A 23,148-nucleotide genomic window follows, 5' to 3' on the forward strand; every position below is an offset into this window, starting at 1 on the left:
AACCGCTCTAGGAGGTTTCACGTGGAACGTCGCTTCGCAGATCAAACCGTGGTCATCACCGGCGGTTGCCGGGGCATCGGCGAGGGTATCGCCGAGCGCTTCGGTCGTGAGGGTGCCAATCTAGTACTGGTGTCCAATGCCGAGCGGGTGCATGAGACCGCTGCACGGCTGGTGGCCGATACCGGGGCCGAGGTCCTGCCGCTGGTGGTGGACATCACCGACGAGGCGGCGGTGACCGACCTCTATGCCCAGGCCGAGGCCCGCTTCGGTCGCATCGACGTCTCGGTGCAGAACGCCGGGATCATCACCATCGACGCCTTCGACCGCATGCCGCGCGAGGACTTCGACCGCATCCTGCAGGTCAACACCACCGGCGTCTGGCTGTGCTGCCGCGAGGCGGCCAAGCGCATGGTCGCTGCCGGGCATGGCGGGCGGCTGATCAACACCAGCTCCGGCCAGGGGCGCCAGGGCTTCATCTACACGCCCCACTATGCGGCGAGCAAGATGGGCGTCATCGGCATCACCCAGAGTCTGGCCCACGAACTGGCGCGCCATGGCATCACGGTCAACGCCTTCTGCCCGGGCATCATCGAAAGCGAGATGTGGGACTACAACGACCGGGTCTGGGGCGAGATCCTTTCCACCCCGGAAAAGCGCTATGGCCAGGGCGAGCTGATGACCGAATGGGTCGGCAACATCCCCATGAAGCGCGCCGGCACCCCGGCCGACGTGGCCGGCCTAGTGACCTTCCTGGCCTCGGCGGACGCAGCCTACATCACCGGCCAGGCGATCAATGTGGACGGTGGCCTCATCATGTCCTGAGATCGCCCCCTGGGCGCCCAGGCCGCAAAAGCCTTGGCGTCCAGCGAGAGGCTGAGGGAAAATAGCGGGAAAATGCGCCTTTCTAACAGGTACGTGCCTGCTTTTCGGTGGTTCGTCATGGCCAGGCCGGCCTGGCGACCCTGGGCGCGACCTAGCCGCTGGTACCGGGAATCTGGATGAGTAACCTCGAAGAACAACGCCTGCTGACCAAGATCGCCTCCCTCTACTACGAAGAGGGACTCAAGCAGTCGCAGATCTCCGAACAGCTCGACCTGTCGCAATCCTTCGTCAGCCGCGCCCTGAGCCGAGCGCTCAAGGAAGGCATCGTGCGCATCTCGGTGCAGCGGCCACGCAATTTCCACCTGGAACTGGAGCGTCAGCTGCAGCAGCGCTACGGCATCCGTCAGGCCATCGTGGTGGAGCCCACCGGTGACGACGAAGAAGCCATCAAGCAGGCCATCGGCTCGGCCGCCGCCCACTACCTGGAAACCAGCGTCACCGAAAAGGACCACATTGGCATCTCTTCCTGGAGCTCCACCATCCGCGCCATGGTCGGCCACATGCATCGGGGCAGCAGTCGCCAGGGCGCGACCGAGGTGGTGCAGCTGCTCGGCGGGGTCGGCAACAAAGGGGCTTTCGAAGCCACCCTGCTGACCCAGCAACTGGCCAATCTGCTCGGTTGCCCGGCCTATCTGTTGCCGTCCCAGAGCATCGAGCAGTCACCCGAGAGTCGCCAGCGCATCCTGCAACTGGGCGAGGTACGCGAGGTGACCGAGCGCTTCGCCCGGCTCACCGTGGCCCTGGTCGGCATCGGCGAGTTGGAGCCTTCGCAGCTCCTACGCAACAGCGGCAACTACCACGGCGAGGCCATGCTGGAGGTGCTCGCCGCCCGCGGCGCGGTGGGCGACATCTGCCTCAGGTACTTTGATGCTCAGGGCCGGCCGGTGCTGGACGACAGTGAAGAGACCGTAGTGTCGGTGGGCCTGCCGCAATTGCTGGAGATCGACCGCGTGGTGGGTCTGGCCGGCGGCCTGCGCAAGGTCAACGCCATTCGTGGTGCGCTGCAGGGTGGCTATCTGGATGTCCTGGTGGTGGATCTGCGCACGGCCCTGGCGCTGGTGCCTTGAGCGCACCGCGCCGCTGAGGCGGGGCACGCCTGCGCTGTCTTGTGCTGCCTACAAGCGGAACTGCCGCACCGCACCATTCAGGTCACCGGCCAGGCGCGCCAGGTCGGTGCTGGCGGCGGCGGTCTGCTCGGCCCCGGCGGCGTTCTGGGTCGACAGGTCGCGGATGCTGGTGAGGTTGCGATCCACCTCGCGGGCCACCTGGGCCTGCTCTTCGGTGGCAGCGGAGATGCTCAGGTTGCGCTCGGTGATCTGCACGATGTGGCGACCGATCTCGGCCAGGGCCTCGCCGGCGGCCGCGGCCACCGTCAGGCAGGCACCGGCCTGCTGATTGCTGGTGGCCATGGCGTCCACCGCCTTGCCCGCGCCACCCTGGATGGCGCCGATCATGTCTTCGATCTCACCGGTGGATTGCTGGGTGCGGGCCGCCAGGGCGCGTACCTCGTCGGCCACCACGGCGAAACCGCGGCCCGCCTCGCCGGCCCGCGCGGCTTCGATGGCGGCGTTGAGCGCCAGCAGATTGGTCTGTTCGGCGATGCCGCGGATGACGTCGAGCACCCCGCTGATGCGCTGCACCTGGGCGGCCAGGCCATCGATCTCGCCGCTGCTGGAGGTCACCGCCGTGTGCAGCGCGTGAATGGTGGTGAGGGTCTCCTCGACCCGGCGCTGGCCAAGATCGGCCGAGGTGCGCGAATCCTGGGCGGCGGCGCTGGCGGCAGCGGCATTGCGCGCCACCTCCTCCACCGCAGCGGTCATCTGGTTGACGGCGGTGGCGGCCTGGGCCAGTTCGTCGTTCTGCCGTTGAATGCCGCGCAGGCCGGTCTCGGTGACCGTCGACATCTCCTCGGAGGTAGACGCCAGGGTGGTGGACGACAGGGTCAGCCGCTCCAGGGTGCCGCGCAGGTTGTCCTGCATCCGCGCCATGGCCGCCAGCAGCCGGCCGGGTTCGTCACGCCCGTCCTGCTCGACCGACCGACTGAGGTCATTGGCGGCGATGCGTTCGGCCACCGCCAGGGCCTTTTCCAGCGGCCCGGTGAGACTGCGGGTGAAGCGCCAGGCCAGCAGCAGGGTACCGGCCAGGGCCGCCACCATCACCGTCACGGTGATGGCGATGGCGTTGTGGTAGCTGGCCATGGAAGCAGCGGCCAGACGCGTGACCTTGCCATCGACCAGCCCGGCGAGTTCGTTGACGGTGGCGCTCAGGGCATTGCCGCTACGGGCCATCTCGCCGTCCTGACCGGCGAGCTTGAGCAACTCGGCGTCGTTCTGGTCGTCCAGCGCCTTGAGATAGCGGTTCTGGTTGTCCAGGTAGGTGGTCAGCTGGCCGGTCAAGCGGGTGTAGACCTCACGCCCGTTGTCGCTCAGCAGCAGGGCGTCGAACTGGCGCACGTGCTGCTCCAGGGTGGCCTTGGCCGCGTCTATGGCCTTGTGCACGGCCTGGGTCTCGGCGTTGGAGGTCGCCAGCATCAGGCCCTGGTTGTGCATGCGCAGACTCAGCAGGTCGGCGCGGATCTCGCCGATGACCTGGACGCTGGGAATCACGTTGCCGACGATCTGCTCCTCGCCCTCCTTGATGACGCGATTCTGGCCCAGGGAAAACAGCCCGAGGCCGATCACCAGCAGGGCGAAGAAACCAAAGGCAACCAGGGCCCGCGGGGCGATGTTGAGGGAGCGTAGCTTCACCGGGAAGACCTCGAAAAAAAGATTAGCCTCCTCATGATCGGCCAAACGGCGCCAGGCTTTAGGGTTCACCGGCGCCGGATGGACGATTTATCGCCTAGGCCTCCCCCGCCTCGCTCAACCGCGTCTGCGCCAGACGTTTCGCGCCGGCCACGTCGGCCTTACCGGTCCCCAGTTTCGGTAGGCTGTCCACCGCCAGCCAGGCCGAGGGCAGCAGCAGTCCGCTCACCCCCTGGGCCAGCAGCGTCTTTTCCACCGCCGCGCCGTCCAGGGTGCCGGTATGCAGCACCACGATGCGCTCGCCCTTCCTGGCATCCGGCAGATTGACCGCCTGCAGCTCGATCTCCGGATCGGCCACCGCCTTGGCCAGGGCCTGCTCCACGGCGCCCAGGCTGACCATCTCGCCGCCGATCTTGGCGAAGCGCGAATAGCGGTCGACGATGGTGAGAAAGCCGTCCTCGTCCAGCCGACCCTGGTCGCCGGTCACGTACCAGCGCTCGCCGTCGATCTCGCGGATCGCCTTGGCGGTGCGCTCGGGATCGTTCAGATAACCCTGCATCAGCTGCGGTCCGCCGATCAGCACCATGCCGGCCTCGCCGGTGGGCAATTCGGCAAAGGTCTGGGGGTCGACGATCTTGAAGCCGGTCCCCGGCAGCGGCATGCCCACGGTGCCGAGCTTGCCGCCACGCTGCACCTGCAGGTAGCTGACGTCCAGGGCGTCGGGCAGGTTGACCGACGCCACCGGCGCGGTCTCGGTGGCGCCGTAGCCTTCGTAGATGTCCTGGTTGAACTTGAGCTTGAAGGCCTCGCGCACCGCCGGATCCAGGCGCTCGGCACCGGCCACCACGATGCGCAGACTCTCCAGCATCAGCGGATGCACCTTGGTGTTGCGCACGAACAGCCGCAGGAAGGTCGAGGTGCCGCAGAGCACCGTGGCGCGATGGGTGGCCACCGCCTTGGCGATGCCGGCCACGTCGGTGGGATCGGCCTGGCAGACCACCGGCACCCCCTCGATCAGCGGCAGGAACTGGGTCACGGTGAGGCCGAAGGCGTGGAACAGCGGCAGCGAGGCCATGAAGACGTCGTCGTCCTGGGTGTTGAGCACGTCCGAGGTCTGCTTGAGATTGGCCATGAGGTTGCTGTGGCTGAGCATCACCCCCTTGGGCGTACCCTCGCTGCCACTGGAGAAGAGGATGGCGGCGGTGGCCGCGAGATCGTGGGCGCGGCTCACCAGCACCTGCAGCATGGCGGTAGGCAACAGCCGGACCGCCAGCCAGTTGGCCAGTAGTTCGGCCTTGCCGATGCCGGCGCGCAGCTCTTCCAGGTCCACCACCTCGCGTCCGGCGAGCAACTCCTCCACCGGCAGACCGCGCTTGCGCAGGCGTTCGAGAAAGCGCCGGGAGGTATAGACGGTACGGATGCCGGCCTGGTCCAGGCCGGACGCCAGGGCCTCGGGGGTGGCCGTGTAGTTGAGATTGACCAGGGTCTTGCCGGCCAGCAGCACCGCCATGTTGGCCAGCATGCCGCCACTGCTGGTGGGCAGCAGCAGGCCGAGATTGGCCTCGGGCTGCTTGCGCATCCGCCGCGCCAGGCAGGCGGCGCCGGTAAGCGCCTGGGCGGCCTTGAGCGGCGCGCCCAGGTCGTCGATCAGGGCCAGGCCATTGGGCCGGCGCTTGACGCTGGCGACCCAGGCGTCGGCCAGCGACGGCAGGCCCTGCATATAGCGCTCCCAGGAGCGAATCGACAACTCGAAGATCCGCCGCTTGAGCACATCGGCCGGGGTGTCCTTGGGCAGCGCCTTGCCAAAGGCCACCACCACCTCGCGATGCAGCGGACTGTCGCGCAGCTCCTTGAGCTTGCTCGAAGAACGCGAGAACTGGCTGCCCCAGAGGCCGCGCAGATAGAAGGGTACGATCTGCACCTCCGGGCCGACCCACTCGCAGGCCTTTTCATAGCCGCGGCGGAATTCGCCGAGCTGGCCGGTACGGCTGATGGCGCCTTCGGGGAACAGGCAGACCACCTCCCCCGCACTCAGCAGGCCAGCCACCTGCTCCAGCGCCGCGCCGGCGCCGCTGCCCTGGGCGATGGGCAGGCACCCCATCGCCTTGAGGAAGGGCTTCAGGTACCAGCGCTCATAGATCGATCTGAGCATCACGAAGCGTACCGGGCGCGGGCTGGCGATCTGCACCATGGCCCAGTCGACCCAGCTGATGTGGTTGCCCAACAGCAGCACCCCGCCCTGCGCCGGCAGGTTCTGCAGCCCCTGTACCTGGATGCGGTAGTGACGGGTGACCATCAGGCCGAGCAGGAAGCGCACCAGACTCTGGGGCAGCTTCCACACCGTGTAGGCCCCGCCGATCATGGCCACGGCCGCGATCAGCAGGAGCAGCCAGCGACTGTCCAGGCCGAGCAGGGCAATCACCGCGGTGAGTACCAGAAAGCTCAGCATGGCCACGTTCTGCACCCAGTTGTTGGCCGCCAGCACGGTACCGAGCTGGTCTTCGCGGGCATGGAACTGGATCAGGGCATTGAGCGGAACGATGAACAGGCCGCCCATCAGGCCGATGAAGATGAAATTGAGCGCATGCACCAGGGCCGAACTGGGCGCCGGCAGCCACCACAGGCCAAGGGCGATGCCCAGGGCGCCTACCGGAATCAGCCCGGTCTCGATGCGCCCGCGCGAGGCCCGGCTGGCCAGAGACGAGCCGATGGCGATGCCGATCCCGGCGCAGGCCAGGATGCCCTGCAACAGCAGCACGTTGTCGATGCCCAGGTGATCCTTGGCATAGGCCGGAAAGCTCGCCAGCAGCACCTGGCCCACCGACCAGAACACCGCCAGGCCGATGATCGACAGGCGGATCACCGGATTCTCGCCGATCACCGCCAGGTTGCGTCGGGCACTGCGCAGCCGCACATAGGCGTGCCAGTCGAACGGCTCGCGCGGCTTGGGCTCTTCCAGCAGCGGCAGGCGATAGAGCAGCGCCACCTCGGCCAGGCTGCAGAGCACCAGCAGCCAGCCCAGCGGCGCGATGTCCTGCAGGATCGCATGGGGCGTGGCATGGCCCTCGCCCAGGTGCAGCTGGAAGAAGGCGGTGAAGACCACGGTGCCGGCCAGGATGGCGATGATAGAGTTGGCCTGCACCAGGCCGTTGCCCTCGGCCAGCCGCTGCTTGCCGAACAGCGCCTTGATGTAGCCGTACTTGGCCGGCGAATAGAAAGTCGCCTGGATGGCCAGCAACAGCGTCATGGCGAAAGCCAGTTCGAACAGCCCGGCATAGTAGGCCAGGGTGATACCCAGGGTGATGGCCACCGCCGCCCAGCCGCCGAGCCGCAGCACCCGCACTTTGGCGAAGCGATCGGCCACATGGCCGGAGGGACTGAACAGCAGGATGAAGGGCAGCAACATCATGCCGTTGACCAGGGCGGTCAGCACCACCTGGGTGGAACCGTCATAGACCTTGAACACGGTGTTCTGGATGACGATCTTGTGACCAAGATCGACGAAGGCGTTGAGAAAGACGGCGATCAGGTAGGGCCAGGCCCCCTTGATCCGGTGCAGCTTGTCCATGCGGAGTCTCTTTCGAGCAGGGGAATCCGTAGCCTGAGTGAGACGCCCTGGCAGCGCAAGCAGCGCCACTGGTCAACAAATATGCGAATCAGGGCTATACAAGCTCGCGAAAGCGAGTATGGTGTGGGCACTGCTACTGCAATAGTTACTCGATACCTGCTTGATGTTGCTTCATTTTCATCTCCTGGCTCGTCTCACTCTCGCATTACAGTCCCGTTAACGAATGTCTCGCTAACGTGGTTGTTCCCCCTACACCTGGAGATACTCATGTCCAATCGTGAAAATGGCACCGTCAAGTGGTTCAACGATGAGAAAGGCTACGGCTTCATCACCCCGGAAAGCGGCGCCGACCTGTTCGTGCACTACCGCTCCATCGAAAGCGCCGGCTTCAAGAGCCTGAGCGAAGGCCAGAAGGTCACTTTCGTGGCTGTCAAAGGCCAGAAGGGTATGCAAGCTGACCAGGTTCAAGTCGTCTAACGACTGATCCGGTTGCAGAAAGGCCCCGCTTCGGCGGGGCTTTTTCGTTTCTGGGATTTGGGTTTTGCGGAATCGTCCATCTCCGTCACAAAGACGCTGGCTGCCCAAACCACCCAAAGCCTCAGGCGTGCCCAATGCCCCTCCCAGTAGGGCGAGCGCAATCGTTGCGTAAGGGGTCGAGCGGCATGGATGCCGCGAGAATCGCGAGGGCCAGGGAAGGCCCTTCGCGGCGGGCCCCTGGAGCGACGATGGAGAGAGCGGACCCCGGCGCAGCCGGGGCCGGATGGCGGGGCAAGCGTTTTTGGTTACTTTTGTCCGGGGCGCGCAGCCGCGACTGGCAAAAGTGACTCGCCCGAGGGGGCGAAACAAGGGGTGGCCGCAAACCTCGATAATCAGCCAATCAGCCCAGGCATTGGCTCAGCCCTTGTCATACGCCCTTTCTAGCGCCTCGTTGAGTGTCCTCAGCACCTTAACCCGCGCGAAACGCTTGTCGTTGGCCTCCACCAGCGTCCAGGGCGCGATGGCGGTGCTGGTCTGCATCACCATGTCGTTGACGGCCTGGCTGTAGAGGTCCCACTTGTCGCGATTGCGCCAGTCGTCCTCGGTGATCTTGAATCGCTTGAAGGGCGTTTCCTCGCGGGCACGAAAGCGCTCCAGCTGGGTGTCCTGGTCGATGGCCAGCCAGAACTTGGCCAGCACGATGCCGGCGTCGTGGAGCTGCTCCTCGAAGTCGTTGATCTCGCCATAGGCCCGCTGCCAGTCAGCGACCGGTGTCAGCTCCTCGACCCGCTCCACCAGCACCCGGCCGTACCAGGAACGATCGAAGATGGTGAAATTGCCCAGCCGCGGAATGTGCCGCCAGAAGCGCCAGAGATAGGGCTGGGCGAGTTCCTCGTCGCTGGGCGCGGCCACCGGGACGATGCGGTACTGGCGCGGATCCAGGGCGCCGGTGACGCGGCGGATGGCGCTGCCCTTGCCTGCGGCATCGTTGCCCTCGAAGGCCGCCACCAGGGCATGACGGCGATACTTCTTGTCGCGCAGGCGCCGCGCCAGGCGGGCCTGCTCGGCGAGCAGCTGGTCTTCGTAATCGGCCTTGTCCAGGCGCTGACTCAGGTCCATGGCCTCCAGCACGCCGCGGCCATCCACCGGCGGCGGCAGCACGGCGGCGGCCCGGCGCTGCTTGCGCGGCTTGTTGGCCAGAGCGCGCTGCAGCGCCTTGAGCAGCACGGTGCCGACGGTCAGGCTGCGAAAGCGCTCGTCGAAACCGGGCACCACGTGCCAGGGGGCGTAGTCGTGATGGGTCCGCCGCACCACCCGCTCGCCCTCCTTGACGAAGCGGTCGTAGACCTTGGCCTGGCGCCAGTCCAGCGGACTGAGCTTCCAGCCCAGGCGAGGATCGTTCTTGAGGTGCTTCAGGCGCTGCTTGAGTTGAGGTTTGGAAAGGTGGAACCAGAACTTGAGGATCAGCGCGCCCTCGTCGGCGAGCATCCGCTCGAAACGCTCCGCCTGGCCGATGGCGGCATCCAGTTCGACGCGACTGAGCACCTTGTTGACCCGCCCATGCAGCATCTGGCTGTACCAGTTGCCGAAGAAGACACCGGTCCGACCCTTGCCCGGCAGGCGCTGCCAGTAGCGCCAGGCCGGCGGGTGCTGGCGCTCCTCGACGGTGGGCTGCAGAAAGGTCTCGACGCGGATCAGGCGCGGATCCATCCACTCGTTGAGCAGCTTGACCGTCTCGCCCTTGCCCGCACCCTCGATGCCATTGATCAGTACGATCACCGGGAAACGGCCCTGCGCCTTGAGTTCGTATTGGGCGGCCAGCAACGCTTCGCGCAGCTTGGGCAGCTTGGCGTCGTAGGTGGCCTCGTCGAGCAGGTGTTCGTTTTCGGCGGCTTCGAACATCCGGATCTCCTCGCTCTGGTGGTCGGGCAACTATAGCCCTTCTGACCGGCCTGGCGGCAGGCGGTGCCCGCTGCTAGATCTCATGAAGGAAACATGACGTTTAGATGAAATTTGGCATCTCCTGCTGTCGTGGAGGTCTTTCTTACCGTTACGCTCCCGCGCAGCGCGGGTCTGCAGTCCACCTATTGAGGAGAGTTCGATGGCCTTTCGTTTCGATGCGCGGCAAGCAGCTGACGAGGAAGTCCGCCGCGTGGTGACGGATCGTCTGGTACAGGCTGAGACGTCCCTGGCGAGCGGTACCCCCAAAGGCGTCCACGAGACGCGCAAGCGCCTCAAGGAATTACGCGCCCTCTTGCGGCTGTTGCACGGCGCCCTGGGCAAGCGTGCCTTCGCCAGTCGCAATCGGCGCCTGCGCGATCTGGGCCGCCAGCTATCGTCGCTACGCGACAGCGCCGCCCTGGTGGAAAGCTGGGACAAGCTGGGTGAGTCCGACCGCAAGAGGTTCGCTTCGCCGGCCATGAAGCGGGTGCGCCAGCGCCTGCAGGAGCGCGCCGACCAGCAGATCGCCGCGGCCAGCGGCCATCCCGAGTTGCTCGAGGAACTGACCACCCTGCGCGAGGAAGTGGCCGGCTGGAAGCTCTCCGGCAAGGGCTTCGGGCTGTTCGCCCGTGGCCTGGAAGACAACTACAAGGCCGGGCGTCAGGCGCTCAAGACCGCCCGCGACAAGCCCACCGACGATACCCTGCACGACTGGCGCAAGCGGGTGAAGGATCACTGGTATCACACCCAGCTGCTCGCCGCGGCCTGGCCGGCGGAATTCAAGACGCGCCAGAAGAGCCTTAAGCGTCTTTCGGAATACCTGGGCGACGATCACGACCTGGCGGTGATGCAGCTGTTGCTGGAAAGCGAGCCGACGCTGTTCGGCGCCAGCAATACCCGCCTGGCGATTGGCGAGAGCCTGGCCCAGCAGCGCGAGCGCTTGCAGCTGAAGGCCTTTTCCCTGGGCCTGCGTCTCTATCTGGACAAGCCCACCGCCCTCGCCGAACGCTGGCGGGACCTCTGGCGATTGGCCAGCCGCCCCTATGAGTCGCGCAAAGCCAAGCCCAAGAGCGCCAAGGCCCCTGCCGGGCTGTTGCCACACCTGGTCGGAGAATCGTCAGTCTAACGCCTGGGCCAGACGAATCTGTCGCACGTGGTGGTGGTCCAAGGTCAGGACATACCACCACGACGAGGTCTCGCGATGAAATCCAAGCTGCTCGCTTCCCTGTTTGCCTGTTCCGTCCTGGCCAGCACTGCGGCCCTGGCCGACCAGCCCGGCGCCGACTGGATGCCCATGAACGACGTCAAGTCCAAGCTCATGGAGCAGGGCTACACCTCGATCACCAAGATCGAAGCCGATGACGGTCAGTGGGAAGGCGAAGGCATGAAGAAAGATGGTATGAAGTACGACTTCCATGCCGACGCGAAGACCGGCAAGATCATCACGGAAAAGATGGACATGTGATCTCTCGGGGACCTGGCCGTAGCGCCGGGTCCCCCTTCGCGCCTGCCGTCTCTTTCCCACACCCTCTTCGTCCGGTCGGCGCTTCCTGAGCCGCCTTTTTTCACCTAGGAACCTCCATGTACAGTACCGCTTTGGTCGAGCTGCTGCGCACCCACGAGCGGGCGCTGCTCGACGCCTGGATCGGTGCCCAGCGCGCCGCCGGCATGCGCGTCGACCTGCTCGACGAAACCACCATCCTGGCCAATTCCGCCGAGCTCCTGCGGCAGATCACGGTGGCTGCCGCCCAGGGTCTGGGGGATCTGCGCGAGTCGCACTGGCAGCCCGTGCGGGCGCTGCTGGAGCGGTTCTCCTTCGAGCAGAGCCGGGCGGGCCTGACGCCTTCGCAGACGGCGACCTTCGTCTTCTCGCTCAAGGAACCCCTGTTCACCCTGATCCAGAACGAGTGTGACGATCCCCTCGCCGAAATCTGGGCTGCCACCCGGCTGATCGACGCCCTGGGCCTGTACAGCATGGAAAGCTACATGACGGGTCGCGAGATGGTGATCCGCGAGCAGCAGGAAAGCATGCTGGAGCTGTCCACCCCCGTGGTGGAGTTATGGGACGGCATCCTGGCCATTCCGTTGATCGGCGCGCTGGACAGCAACCGCACCCAGGTGGTGATGGAGTCGCTGCTGGAAAAGATCGTCCAGACCGAATCGGACCTCGCCATCATCGACATCACCGGCGTGCCCACGGTGGACACCATGGTCGCCCAGCACCTGCTCAAGACGGTGACCGCCGCCCGGCTGATGGGCGCCCAGTGCATCATCAGCGGCATCCGCCCACAGATCGCCGCCACCATCGTCCATCTGGGCGTGGACCTGGGCGATGTGATCACCAAGGCGTCGCTGGCCGATGCTTTCCGCCTGGCCTTGCGCCAGCAGGGCGTGCGCCTGGCCGCCCCCGCCAAGGGCTAGGAGCGCGCCATGATCGACCGGATTCCGATTCTCAAGCTCGGCCCCTTCCTGCTGCTGAGCATCCAGGTGGACATGCACGACCAGCTGGCGCTGGACCTGCAGGAAGACCTCACCGAGCAGATCGTCCGCCACAAGGCCAAGGGCGTGCTCATCGACATCTCGGCCCTGGAAATCGTCGACTCCTTCATTGGCCGGATGCTGTCCCACATCGCCCAGGTCTCGCGCATCCTCGATGCCAAGGTGATCGTGGTCGGCATGCAGCCGGCGGTGGCCATCACCCTGGTGGAACTGGGGCTGTCGCTGGAGGGCATTGCCACGGCGCTGAACATGGAAAAGGGCATGCGCCGGCTGGAAGCCATGGTCGCCGCGGACGAATCGCTGGAGGAGTCAGAGGGTGGCGAAGACACAGACGCTTCCACTCCGCCAGGAGACTGACATCGTGCTGATCCGTCAGCAGGTGCGCAAGGTCGCCGAAGCCATCCGCCTGGGCCTGATCTCCCAGACCAAGATCGTCACCGCGGCCAGCGAGATCGCGCGCAACGGCCTGGTCTACGGACTGGGCGGCGAGTGCCTGATCGAGGAGACGCTACGCGCCGGCAAGCCGGCGATCCGCCTGGTGATCCGTGACCAGGGTCCGGGTATCGCCGACCTCGATCGCGCCATGGTCGACGGCTACACCTCGGGCAAGGGCCTGGGTCTGGGGCTGTCCGGTTCGCGGCGGCTGGTGGACGACTTCCACATCGAGAGCCAGCCTGGCCAGGGCACCACCGTCGAGCTCTGGAAGTGGCGATGAACGACCAGCCGTGCAGCCTGGTGCTGCCGGTGACCACCACGGTCCATGTCGATGCCGCCCGGCGCGCCCTGGTCCGCCTGGCCGGCACCGTCACCACCGATGAAACCCTGCTCGGGCGCCTGACCATCGTCGCCCAGGAGCTGGGCTACAACCTGGTTCGGCATGCCGGACATGGCGAACTCCTGGCTACCCTGAGCGGCGAAGGCGTGCTCGATGTCCTGGCGGTGGATCGCGGCCCGGGCATGCACGACGTCGCCCGCTGCCTGAGCGATCACTACAGCACGGCCGCGACGCTGGGTGCCGGCCTGGGGGCGATCCGCCGGCAGGCCGATGTGTTCGACATCCATTCGCGACCCGGTCAGGGCACCGTGGTGCTGGCCCGCTTTCATCTGGCGGGCACGCCCAGCAGCCGGCTGCAGCATGGCGCTCTGTGCACGCCGCACCCCGAGGAAGAGGTCTGCGGCGACACCTGGGCGGTCAGCGGCCGCCGCCTGCTGGTCTGCGACGGCCTGGGACATGGCCGGCAGGCCGCCACGGCCAGTCGCCGGGCGCGGGAGCTGTTCCTGCGCCATGGCGCGCACCTGCCGCTGCAGCGACTGATGGAGAATCTGCACCAGGCGCTGATGGACACCCGTGGCGCCGCCCTGGCCCTGGCCGAGCTGGACCCCGATCAGGGTCAGGTGAGCTTCTGTGGCATCGGCAATATCGCCGGGCGCCTGCTCGGCAACACCTCGCGCAGTCTGGTGTCCAACAATGGCACCCTGGGCTACCGGATCGGTCGGATCCAGACCTTCACCTACCCTTGGACGCCAGGCACCCTGCTGGTGTTGAACTCCGACGGACTGACCTCCAAGGTCGGCCTGGGCGAGCACTCCGGGCTCGGGGCGCGCCATCCGGCGCTGATCGCCGCCCTTCTGCATCGCGACTTCCGGCGTTCCGCCGACGATGCCACCGTCTTGGTACTCAAGCATGTCTGACGTCTTGCCCCTGCTGACCCTCGCCCTGCGCAGCGAGCAGGACATCGTGCATTGCCGCCAGGCCGCCAAGCGCCTGGCCGCGGCTCTGGAATGGCCGGTGCTGGATCAGATCCGTCTGGCCACCGCGGTCTCCGAACTGGCGCGCAACATCCATCAGTACGCCGGCAGCGGGCATTTCGACTTCGCCCTGCTGCGAGACGACGGCCAGCGCCTGCGCCTGCGCGGCCTGGAGGTGCGGGCGGTCGACCAGGGCCCGGGCATCGCCGAGATGGACGCCATCCGCGCGGGCAGCTATCGCTCCAACACCGGCATGGGTATCGGCCTGCGCGGCGCCCAGCGGCTGTTCGACGACTTCGACATCCAGACGTCACCCGCCGGCACCTGCATCACCGCCCGCAAGTACCAGGCGCCACGGCCCTTTCCCGACGCTGACCTGCTCCAGGCGCTGACGGCCGACCTGCAAGGCAGTCCGCCACCGGATCCCTATCAGCAGATCCGCCTGCAGAGCGAAGAGCTGCTGCTGACCAACACCGAGCTGCAATTGCGCCAGTCGGAGCTGGAGGTCACCAACAAGGAGTTGGAAAACACCAATCAGGGCGTGGTGGCGCTCTATTCGGAACTGGAAAAGGCTACCCAGGAACTCAAGGAGGCCAGCGAGGCGAAGACGCGTTTCTTCTCCAACATGACCCATGAATTCCGCACCCCGATCAACATCATCGAGAATGTCGCCAAGCTGCTCGCCAGCGGCGTGGACGGGGCGCTCAATGCCGAACAGCAGCGCCAGGTGCGCTTCATCAGCGATGCGGCGCTGGAACTGGCCAATCTGGTCAGCGAGCTGCTGGCCCTGGCCGAGGTGCAGTCCGGTCGCCTGACCATCGTGCCCCAGCCCTTCCCGCTGGGGCCCTTCGTCGACCGCCTGGAACAGTTCGCCGCCGCCCTGGCGCCGCGCTATCCCCAGGTCAGTTTCAGCGTCGCCCCGCCGCCCGCCGAGGTGCTGCTGGATACCGACGAGAGCCGGCTGTTCCAGGTGCTGCGCAATCTGATCTCCAACGCCTTCAAGTACACCCCCCGGGGCCAGGTGCGCATCCAGGTGTTCCAGCCGGACGACGCCAGCCTGGAATTCCTGGTGGAAGACAGCGGCATCGGCATCGCCGCCGCGGATCAGCAGAAGATCTTCGAGGAATTCGAGCGGATCCGCTCGCCGCACCTGACCCATATCGAAGGCACCGGCCTGGGTCTGCCCCTGGCGCAGCGCCTGGCCGTGCTGCTGCGCGGCGAGCTGTCCCTGGACAGCGAGGTCGGCCGCGGCAGTCGCTTCACCCTGCGCCTGCCGCGCCACTACGCCAGTCACCGCGCTGCCGAACCGGAACCCGATCTCAGCGGCCTCACCGTGCTGGTGATCGAAGACAACGAAGGGGATCGCTATCTGGTCCGTCGTACCCTCGAACGGCTCAATCCCGTGCTGCTGGAGGCCGACAGCGCCCGCAGCAGCCTGGATCGGCTCAATGCGGTACGCCCGGACATCATCATCCTCGACCTCGACCTGCCCGACATCAACGGTGAGGATCTGCTCGCCAGCATGGACTGGAGCATGCACCGACGGGTGCTGATCAACACCGCCCAGCCCCTGGACGAAGCGGGTCGCCAGCGCCTGCAGGACTACTGCCACGCCATCCTGTTCAAGCACGCCCCCGATCACGCCGAGCGGCTGCTGGCCGAGGTCTGTGCGCTGGCGCGGAGCCTGTCCGATGACTAGTGCCCAGCGCCGTATCGTCATCATCGATGACACCGAGGCCAATCGCTATGTGCTGCGCAAGATCCTCGGCAGCCAGACCCACTACGAAGTGCTGGAAGCGGCCAGCGGAGCCGCTGGCCTGGCGCTGATCGACGAATCCGTCGAACTGGTGATCATCGACGTCAATCTACCGGACACCACCGGCTTCGAGCTGATCCAGGCTATCGAGCACAGGTGCGGTTGGGGTCGGCTGCCGGCCATCATCAACATCTCGGCCACCTTCGTTTCCGGCAAGGACAAGGCCCAGGGCTTCAACACCGGGGCCCAGGCCTACCTGACCCACCCGATCAATCCGGAAGAGGTGCTGGCCACCGTCGGCGCCCTGCTCAAGGCCAGCTCCCGGGTCGGGCACATGGAGCAGCAGCGCAATTCAGCCATCGCCCGCAGCGAGAACCTGCAGGCGGAAAAGGTCATGCTGGAACGCTTCATGAGATCGCTCAACCACGACCTGCGCTCGCCGCTGACAGCCGCCACCATGGTGGTCAACCTGATGCAGCGCAGCCCGGCGCGACGCACCGACGATCTGCTGCAGACCTTGCACGACAACCTGCAGCGCATGAACCAGATGATCACCGACGTGCTGGACATCAGCCACATGAGCCTGGGCGGCGGCGTCCGTCTCAGCGGCGATCCGCTGGTGCTGGGTCGGCTGCTGAACGACGCCGCCGCCAATCTGCAGCTGCAATTCGGCAATCACCTCGAGCTGCAGCTGGAGACCCCGGAGCTGGAGGTGCTGTGGGACAGATACGCCTTCCTGCGCATCTTCGACAACCTGGTGCTCAACGCCGCCAAGCATGGCGACACGGGAACGCCGATCCAGGTGCGGCAATGGCTGGCTGGCGATCAGGTCATGCTGGAGCTGCGCAACCTGGGGCAGTTTCCCGACGAGGTCCTGGCCAACCTGGCCACGCCCTATTTCATCTCCACCCGCAGCGACAAGCGCGGCTGGGGCCTGGGCCTGCCCATCGTCAAGGCGCTCAGCGAAAGCTTTGGTGGCGAGGCGCGCTTCGCCAATGGCGCGGGCGAGGTGATCATCACCCTGCACCTGCCGCTGCGCCTGGCTTAGCGCAGCGCCTACGGACCGGATGTAGGTGGGGCTGAGACAGCTCCAGCGTCGCAGCCCAACCGGGCGGGCTCGATCTGGGCAGCGTTGGGCTTCGCTCAGGTTCAACCCAACCGCCCTCCTCCTCAGAACTCGATCTGCACATCCCCCTGCGGAATACTGCAGCAGGACAGAATGTAGCCTTCGGCCTCGTCTTCCTCGGTGATGCCGCCGTTGTGGTCCATGACCACCTCGCCGCTTTTCTTGAGCACCTTGCAGGTCCCGCAGATGCCCATGCCGCAGGCCTTGGGAATGTGCAGGCCGAGCTTGGCCGCGGCGCCGTGGATGGTCTCGCCAGGGCCGATGCTGACGCTCTTGTCGCTCTCGGTGAAAGAGATCAGGCACTGGGCTTCCAGGGGAATCGGCGGCAGGTCGGCGGCGGCTTCGGCCTGTTCGGCGGCCTCGACCTTGGCTTCCGGCGGCGTCGCGCCAAAGGATTCCTCGTGGTAGCGGGTCATGTCGAAGTCCAGCTCGCGGAGCATGGCCTTGACGGCGTTCATGTAGGGCGTGGGGCCGCAGCAGAAGATCTCGCGTTCACGGAAGTCCGGCGCCATCAGCTCCAGCATGCGGCGATCGAAGTAGCCGCGGAAACCAGCCCAGGACTCACCGTGCTCGGTGCGCTCGCACACCAGGTTCAGGGCGAAGTTGTCGATCCGCGCGGCCATGTGCTCCAGCTCACCCTGGTAGATGATGTCGCGCGGGGTGCGGGCGCTGTGCACGAAGACCATGTCGACGCTGGCGTTGGTGTCGTAGAACCAGCGCGCCATGGACATCACCGGGGTGATGCCCACGCCGCCGGAGAGGTAGAGCACCTTGTCGGCCGGGTAATCGATGGCGTTGAACAGGCCGACCGGGCCATGCACGGCCAGGTTTTCACCGACCTTGAGGTTGTCGTGCAGCCAGTTGGATACCAGGCCGCCCGGCACGCGCTTGACGGTGATGGAGAAGCTGTAGGGCACCGAAGGCGAGCTGGAGATGGTGTAGGAGCGCATCACCTGCCGGCCATCGATTTCCAGCTCCAGGGTCACGAACTGGCCCGGCTTGAAGAAATACATCAGCGGGATTTCGGCCGTGAAGCAGAAGGTGCGCACGTCCCAGGTTTCCTGGATGACCTTGACACAGCGCACGGGGTGGCGGCCATTGGTCCAGGTCTGGGTGGTTACGGGGTTGAGGAAGGTATTCATGACGCACCTCGACTGCCACTGGGGCTATTGGCGGCGATTCTGGGAGGGCCCCACGACCGCCACTTTCCCAATCGCGACATCCACATGCCGATGGCGACCGGCCCAGCAGTGGCAAGGGCTGGGGCGTCGTGAACAGCGTCGGCCATGTCGCCCATGAGCAAGGCCCCCTCCCGGCTCCGGCCCCACACTCCGCCCAAGCCGAACCTGAACAGCGCGCGACGGGCGAAGCACGGGGTCATTCGGCGGCCCTGTCCTGTCGGCCAATAGCCTTGCAATACCGTGACCAACCACTTTCGCCACCCGCCGCGGTGGCCACGAGGATGTACGATGGACGTCAGCACCTTGAGTTTGGGCGACCCTCTCGATCCGGCCCGCAAGGCCACGGCCGAGATGCTGCGCACCCGCGAGCGCACCTATTCCCTGCCCCAGCCGTTCTACAACGACGAGCGCCTGTTCCAGATCGACATGCAGGAGATCTTCGGCAAGGAATGGCTGATCGCCGGCATGACCTGCGAGATCCCCACCAAGGGCAACTTCATCACCCTGCAGCTGGGTGACAACCCCATCCTGGTGGTCCGCGGTGCCGAGGGCAAGGTCCACGCCTTCCACAACGTCTGCCGTCACCGCGGTTCGCGCCTCTGCGTGAGCGACAAGGGCAAGGTCGCCAAGCTGGTCTGCCCCTACCACCAGTGGACCTACGAGCTGGACGGCCGCCTGCTGTTCGCCGGCACCGAGATGGGCGCCGATTTCAACATGGCCGACTTCAACCTCAAGCCGATCCACGTCAAGACCGCCGGCGGCTACATCTTCATCTCCCTGGCCGACGAACCGCCGGCCATCGACGACTTCCTGCGTACGCTCGAGCACTACATGGAGCCGTACGACATGGAGAACGCCAAGGTCGCGGTACGCACCGACCTGGTCGAGCAGGCCAACTGGAAGCTGGTGCTGGAAAACAACCGCGAGTGCTATCACTGCAGCGGCTCCCACCCCGAGTTGCTGAACACCCTGCTGGAATGGGACGACGTCACCGATCCGCGTGCCTCCCAGGCATTCAAGGATCAGGTCGCCGCCTGCACCACGCGCTGGGACGCCGACAACATCCCCTACGCCCATGCCAGCTTCGGCTTGCGCAACCGCATCGTGCGCATGCCACTGCTCGCCGGCACCGTGTCCATGACCCTGGACGGCAAGCCCGGCTGCCAGAAACTCATGGGTCGCATCAAGGACCCGGACCTGGGCTCCATGCGCATCCTGCACCTGCCGCACTCCTGGAACCACTGCATGGGCGATCACATGATCGTCTTCACCGTCTGGCCGCTGGGTCCGACCGAGACCGTGGTGACCACCAAGTGGCTGGTGCACAAGGACGCCGTGGAAGGCGTCGACTACGATCCGGTCAACCTGCGCAAGGTCTGGGATGCCACCAACGACCAGGATCGCCGCCTGGCCGAGGAAAACCAGCGTGGTATCAACTCCAAGGCCTACCAGCCGGGTCCCTACTCAAAGACTTACGAATTCGGCGTGATCAATTTCATCGACTGGTACAGCGAGCGACTGCTCAACAACCTCGGCGAAGAGGCGCCAGCCGCGCATCTACGCCAGGTCGGCGGTGACTGAGGAACGCGAATTCCAAACCACCCATGGAGCCGCAAGGGCTCCATGGGCATGCCAATAAACTGTCTTTATGTTAATGCGGTTTTTTGACGCACCCCTTTTAGCGTCTTTAATTTAAAACATCACATAAAGTTGTGAGCCTGTTCACGTTTTGACTCGTCTTTCACAGGCTCATCATGACTCTTCGCTCGCTGTCCATCGCTACTCGCAATCTGCTGTGTTTTGGCATTCTCGCGACACTCGTCGCTGCCCTCGGCTTGTTCGGTTGGTTTCAGTTGGCGCAAATCCGCCAGTTGGGTCATCAGGTAGAACAGCGCCATATCCCCACGCTCGTCGCCGCCAATGACTTGGGGATGCTGCTGGCCCGAACCCGCATCGAAACCCTGCGTCTGCTGGCCATGCCCGATGCCGAAACCCTGACCAACACCCGCAAGAAGCTGGACGACCTGAGTACCGAGGTCCAGGCCGCCTTCGGACGCTATCAGCAAGGCGCGCTGTCGCCACAGAGCCGACAGGCACTGGACGATCTGCGCCAGGTGCACCGGGAATACATGCAGGGCGTACGGCAGCTGGCCGACCTGGCCGGCGCCGGCCAGATGGCCGAGGCGCGCCAGGTGGTCCAGCAGAACATGGCGCAACTGGGTCTCCGGATGAACGCCAGCATCGAGACGCTACGCAACGTGGTCCAGCAGGATATCCATACGGCCAGTAACGAGGCCGATACCGCCTATGCGCGCTCCACCACCGTGACCTGGCTGATGATCCTGCTGGCGCTGGCCCTCACCGCCCTGCTCGCCTGGCGGCTGACCCGCAGCATCGCGGGGCCCATCGCCCAGGCCGTTGCGGCGGCGCGTACCATCGCCACCGGCGACCTGACCCAGCCGCTGGACGCTCGCGGGCGCGACGAGGCGGCCCAGCTGCTGCAGGCCATGCAGCAGATGCAGGGCCAGTTGCGCGAGACCCTCGCGCACATCGGCGATTCGGCCACCCAGTTGGCTTCGGCCGCCGAGGAGATGACCGCGGTGACTCAGGAAAGCGCCCACGGCCTGCGCCAGCAGAACAACGAGATCGAAATGGCCGCCACGGCCGTCACCGAGATGAGCCAGGCGGTCGAAGAGGTCGCCGGCAATGCCGGCTCGACCTCTACCGCGTCGCGCCAGGCCGCCCAGACCGCGGCCCAGGGCCAGCGCCAGCTGGGCGAGACCCTCGGCGCCATCGAAGCCCTCACCGAGCAGGTCCTCGGCGCCAGCGCCCAGGCCCGTGAGCTGGAAAGCCAGACCCGCGACATCAGCCAGGTGCTGGACGTGATCCGCGCGGTGGCCGAGCAGACCAATCTGCTGGCGCTCAACGCCGCCATCGAGGCCGCCCGGGCCGGTGAGGCGGGCCGCGGCTTTGCCGTGGTGGCCGACGAGGTACGGGCCCTGGCCAAGCGTACCGGGGACTCGACCAGCGAGATCGAGAAGATGATCGGCAATATCCAGCAGGGCACTGGCCAGACCGTCGATGCGCTGCTGAGCAGTGCCGATCAGGCACGCCTGACCCGGGAACAGGCCCAGGCGGCCAATGCCGGCCTCGCTGCCATCGCGGATGCGGTATCCGGCATCGACGAACGCAACCTGCTGATCGCCAGCGCCGCCGAGCAGCAGGCCCAGGTGGCCCGCGAGGTGGATCGCAATCTGGTACGCATCCGCGATCTATCGGTGCAGACCGCCGCCGGTGCCGAGCAGACCCGGGGCGCCAGCCAGCAACTGGCGGATCTGGCAGCGACCTTGAGTGGTCAGGTACGTCGCTTCCAGTTCTGAGCGAGTATCAGCCCCTAGGCTAGAAGCCGTCGGGTCGTCGACAGTCAGCTTTAAGACGAATGACCATAAAGTCGCGGCGCCTCTAGCCGTTAAAGGAGACCTCACTCTTCACCGGGGCTGCCGCCGTGACCTTTCGTTCCTTCTCCCTCGCCATTCGCAGTGTGTTGTGTTTCGGCCTGCTGGCCATCCTCGTCGCCAGTCTGGGCCTGTTCGGCCTGCTGCAACTGTCGCAGATCCGGGCCCAGGGCCAGGTAATCGAGACCAACAACGTGCCCAGCATCGTCGAAGCCGACAACCTTGCCCTGCAACTGGCCCGCACCCGGGTCGAGGTGCTGCGCCTGCTGGCCATTCCGGACGCCGCCACCGTCGCCAACACGCGCAAGAAGATCGACAGCATCAACGCCGACATCGGCGCCGGTTTCGGTCGCTATGAAAAACTCGTCAGCGGCGATCGCGAGCGCCAGGCCTTCGATGCCCTGCGCCAGATCCATGGCGACTATGTCCGCTACACCGCGCAACTCGCCGACCTCATCGGGGCCGGCAAGGTCGACGAGGCCCGCAGCCTGATCCAGACCAGCATGGCCCAGCTCGGCGTGCAGATGAACGAGCGCACCGAAGCCCTGCGCAAGATCAACCAGGAAGACATCAAGGCTGCCTCTCAGCACTCCGGCGACACCTATGCCCAGGCCACCTCCATCACCTGGATGGTCATCGCCCTGGCCCTGGGTCTGACCGTGCTGCTGGCCTGGCGCCTGACCCTGAGCATGACCCGGCCCATCGCCGAGGCCGTGGCCGCCGCCCGGACCATCGCCAGCGGCGATCTGACCCAGACCCTGGATACCCGCGGTCACGACGAAGCCGCCCAGCTGCTGCAGGCCATGCAGCAGATGCAGACCAATCTGCGCGACACTCTGGGGCACCTGGGCCATTCCGCTACCCAGCTGGCCTCCGCCGCCGAGGAGATGACCGCGGTCATGCAGGAGAGCGCCCACGGCCTGCAGCAGCAGAACAGCGAGATCGAGATGGCGGCCACCGCGGTCACCGAGATGAGCCAGGCGGTGGACGAAGTGGCCGGCAATGCCACCTCCACCTCGTCCGAATCGCGCCAGGCCGCCGATACCGCGCGCCAGGGCCAGCGGCAGCTGGGCGATACCCTGGGCGCCATCGAGGTGCTTACCGAAAACGTGCTGGGTGCCAGCGAACAGGCTCGCCAGCTGGCCGAACAGACCCGCAACATCAGCCAGGTGCTGGACGTGATTCGCTCGGTCGCCGAACAGACCAACCTGCTGGCGCTCAACGCCGCCATCGAAGCCGCGCGTGCCGGTGATGCCGGTCGCGGCTTCGCCGTGGTCGCGGACGAGGTGCGCGCCCTGGCCCATCGCACCGGTGAATCCACCCGCGAGATCGAAGGCATGATCGGCAGCATCCAGCAGGGCACCGGCCAAACCGTCGATGCGCTGCTGACCAGCGCCGACCAGGCGCGCCAGACCCGCGAGCAGGCGCAGTCGGCCAACGCCGCCCTGGCCGCCATCGCCCAGTCGGTATCGGGCATCGACGAGCGCAACCTGGTGATCGCCAGCGCCGCCGAAGAGCAGGCCCAGGTGGCCCGCGAGGTGGATCGCAACCTGGTGCGCATCCGCGATCTGTCGGTGCAGACCGCCGCCGGTGCCGAACAGACCCGCGCCGCCAGCCAGCAGCTCTCCGAACTGGCGGTGGAGCTCAACGGCCAGATCCGCCGCTTCCGCGTGTGACCTGTCCGGCAGGGACACCCCTGCCGGATCCCGTCGCGGTGGCAAAACCGGGAGGCGACCGCTACGCTGGCGCCTTCGCCCACCGCGCCTCTCT

The 23,148-nt window shown here is 66.0% G+C and carries 19 protein-coding genes and 1 pseudogene; 14 read left to right on the plus strand and 6 right to left on the minus strand.

Annotation, left to right across the window (positions count from 1 at the left end; genetic code table 11):
- The first annotated feature begins 21 nt into the window (after nt 1–21).
- A complete protein-coding gene (locus tag LRS53_RS07085) occupies nt 22–822 on the plus strand; it encodes an SDR family oxidoreductase (protein ID WP_231355469.1) in 801 nt (266 codons plus the stop codon).
- A gap of 176 nt (nt 823–998) precedes the next feature.
- Nucleotides 999–1,949, plus strand: coding sequence for a sugar-binding transcriptional regulator (locus tag LRS53_RS07090; protein ID WP_231355470.1), 951 nt, complete (start codon nt 999–1,001; stop codon nt 1,947–1,949).
- A 48-nt stretch (nt 1,950–1,997) separates the two neighbouring features.
- Here LRS53_RS07090 and LRS53_RS23800 read toward each other — a convergent pair whose 3' ends face one another.
- The 3 genes and pseudogenes from LRS53_RS23800 to LRS53_RS07100 all read right to left on the minus strand — a co-directional run bounded on the left by LRS53_RS23800 (nt 1,998) and on the right by LRS53_RS07100 (nt 7,194).
- The gene (locus tag LRS53_RS23800) at nt 1,998–2,870 is read right to left on the minus strand and encodes a methyl-accepting chemotaxis protein (protein WP_437181197.1); all 873 of its coding nucleotides are present in this window, start codon (nt 2,868–2,870) and stop codon (nt 1,998–2,000) included.
- Nucleotides 2,856–3,698, minus strand: a pseudogene (locus LRS53_RS23805) (MCP four helix bundle domain-containing protein); the annotation flags it as partial. The pseudogene LRS53_RS23805 and the gene LRS53_RS23800, both read right to left, overlap by 15 nt.
- Nucleotides 3,699–3,723: 25 nt before the next feature.
- Nucleotides 3,724–7,194 (minus strand): acyl-[ACP]--phospholipid O-acyltransferase, encoded by a 3,471-nt coding sequence (locus LRS53_RS07100; protein ID WP_231355471.1) that lies wholly within the window; start codon nt 7,192–7,194, stop codon nt 3,724–3,726.
- A 267-nt stretch (nt 7,195–7,461) separates the two neighbouring features.
- On the opposite strand from LRS53_RS07100, the gene LRS53_RS07105 reads away from it, so the two are divergent.
- The gene (locus tag LRS53_RS07105) at nt 7,462–7,671 is read left to right on the plus strand and encodes a cold-shock protein (RefSeq protein ID WP_007160189.1); all 210 of its coding nucleotides are present in this window, start codon (nt 7,462–7,464) and stop codon (nt 7,669–7,671) included.
- Nucleotides 7,672–8,088: 417 nt separating this feature from the next.
- Here the strand turns inward: LRS53_RS07105 and pap are convergent, their stop codons facing one another.
- Complete coding sequence (gene pap, locus LRS53_RS07110) at nt 8,089–9,573, minus strand: polyphosphate:AMP phosphotransferase (RefSeq protein ID WP_231355472.1); 1,485 nt, start codon at nt 9,571–9,573, stop codon at nt 8,089–8,091.
- A 199-nt stretch (nt 9,574–9,772) separates the two neighbouring features.
- Here pap and LRS53_RS07115 point away from each other — a divergent pair, with 199 nt between their 5' ends.
- From LRS53_RS07115 to LRS53_RS07150, 8 genes are all read left to right on the plus strand, one after another.
- Nucleotides 9,773–10,738: a CHAD domain-containing protein gene (locus LRS53_RS07115; RefSeq protein WP_231355473.1), complete on the plus strand. Its 966-nt coding sequence runs from the start codon at nt 9,773–9,775 to the stop codon at nt 10,736–10,738.
- A gap of 75 nt (nt 10,739–10,813) precedes the next feature.
- The gene (locus tag LRS53_RS07120) at nt 10,814–11,077 is read left to right on the plus strand and encodes a PepSY domain-containing protein (protein WP_231355474.1); all 264 of its coding nucleotides are present in this window, start codon (nt 10,814–10,816) and stop codon (nt 11,075–11,077) included.
- A 116-nt stretch (nt 11,078–11,193) separates the two neighbouring features.
- Nucleotides 11,194–12,033, plus strand: coding sequence for an STAS domain-containing protein (locus LRS53_RS07125; protein ID WP_231355475.1), 840 nt, complete (start codon nt 11,194–11,196; stop codon nt 12,031–12,033).
- 9 nt (nt 12,034–12,042) lie between these two features.
- On the plus strand, nt 12,043–12,468 hold the full coding sequence (locus tag LRS53_RS07130; protein ID WP_064307122.1) for an STAS domain-containing protein: 426 nt from the start codon (nt 12,043–12,045) through the stop codon (nt 12,466–12,468).
- 4 nt (nt 12,469–12,472) lie between these two features.
- Nucleotides 12,473–12,826, plus strand: coding sequence for an ATP-binding protein (locus LRS53_RS07135; protein ID WP_017641528.1), 354 nt, complete (start codon nt 12,473–12,475; stop codon nt 12,824–12,826).
- Entirely contained in the window at nt 12,823–13,803 is a 981-nt protein-coding gene (locus LRS53_RS07140) for a SpoIIE family protein phosphatase (protein ID WP_231355476.1), read from the plus strand. Before LRS53_RS07135 ends, LRS53_RS07140 begins: the two co-directional genes overlap by 4 nt.
- Nucleotides 13,796–15,559, plus strand: coding sequence for an ATP-binding protein (locus LRS53_RS07145; RefSeq protein WP_231355477.1), 1,764 nt, complete (start codon nt 13,796–13,798; stop codon nt 15,557–15,559). The genes LRS53_RS07140 and LRS53_RS07145 overlap by 8 nt, the downstream gene beginning before the upstream one ends.
- On the plus strand, nt 15,552–16,664 hold the full coding sequence (locus LRS53_RS07150; protein WP_231355478.1) for a hybrid sensor histidine kinase/response regulator: 1,113 nt from the start codon (nt 15,552–15,554) through the stop codon (nt 16,662–16,664). Before LRS53_RS07145 ends, LRS53_RS07150 begins: the two co-directional genes overlap by 8 nt.
- A 122-nt stretch (nt 16,665–16,786) precedes the next feature.
- Here LRS53_RS07150 and LRS53_RS07155 read toward each other — a convergent pair whose 3' ends face one another.
- Nucleotides 16,787–17,884, minus strand: coding sequence for a hybrid-cluster NAD(P)-dependent oxidoreductase (locus LRS53_RS07155; RefSeq protein WP_017641524.1), 1,098 nt, complete (start codon nt 17,882–17,884; stop codon nt 16,787–16,789).
- Between the two features lie 327 nt (nt 17,885–18,211).
- Here LRS53_RS07155 and gbcA point away from each other — a divergent pair, with 327 nt between their 5' ends.
- Nucleotides 18,212–19,504, plus strand: coding sequence for a glycine-betaine demethylase subunit GbcA (gene gbcA / locus LRS53_RS07160; RefSeq protein WP_017641523.1), 1,293 nt, complete (start codon nt 18,212–18,214; stop codon nt 19,502–19,504).
- Between the two features lie 119 nt (nt 19,505–19,623).
- On the opposite strand, the gene LRS53_RS23710 is transcribed toward gbcA, so the two are convergent.
- Complete coding sequence (locus LRS53_RS23710; protein WP_231356126.1) at nt 19,624–19,821, minus strand: hypothetical protein; 198 nt, start codon at nt 19,819–19,821, stop codon at nt 19,624–19,626.
- Between LRS53_RS23710 and LRS53_RS07170 the strand changes: the two genes are divergently transcribed.
- Nucleotides 19,729–21,303 carry a methyl-accepting chemotaxis protein gene (locus tag LRS53_RS07170; protein WP_231356102.1) on the plus strand — a complete coding sequence of 525 codons (1,575 nt, stop codon included), beginning with the start codon at nt 19,729–19,731 and terminating at the stop codon, nt 21,301–21,303. The genes LRS53_RS23710 and LRS53_RS07170 overlap by 93 nt on opposite strands.
- A gap of 125 nt (nt 21,304–21,428) precedes the next feature.
- Nucleotides 21,429–23,054: a methyl-accepting chemotaxis protein gene (locus LRS53_RS07175; protein WP_231355479.1), complete on the plus strand. Its 1,626-nt coding sequence runs from the start codon at nt 21,429–21,431 to the stop codon at nt 23,052–23,054.
- Nucleotides 23,055–23,148: the final 94 nt, after the last annotated feature.

This window comes from Pseudomonas sp. PLB05 (assembly GCF_021106615.1).
GTDB lineage: Bacteria > Pseudomonadota > Gammaproteobacteria > Pseudomonadales > Pseudomonadaceae > Chryseomonas > Chryseomonas benzopyrenica.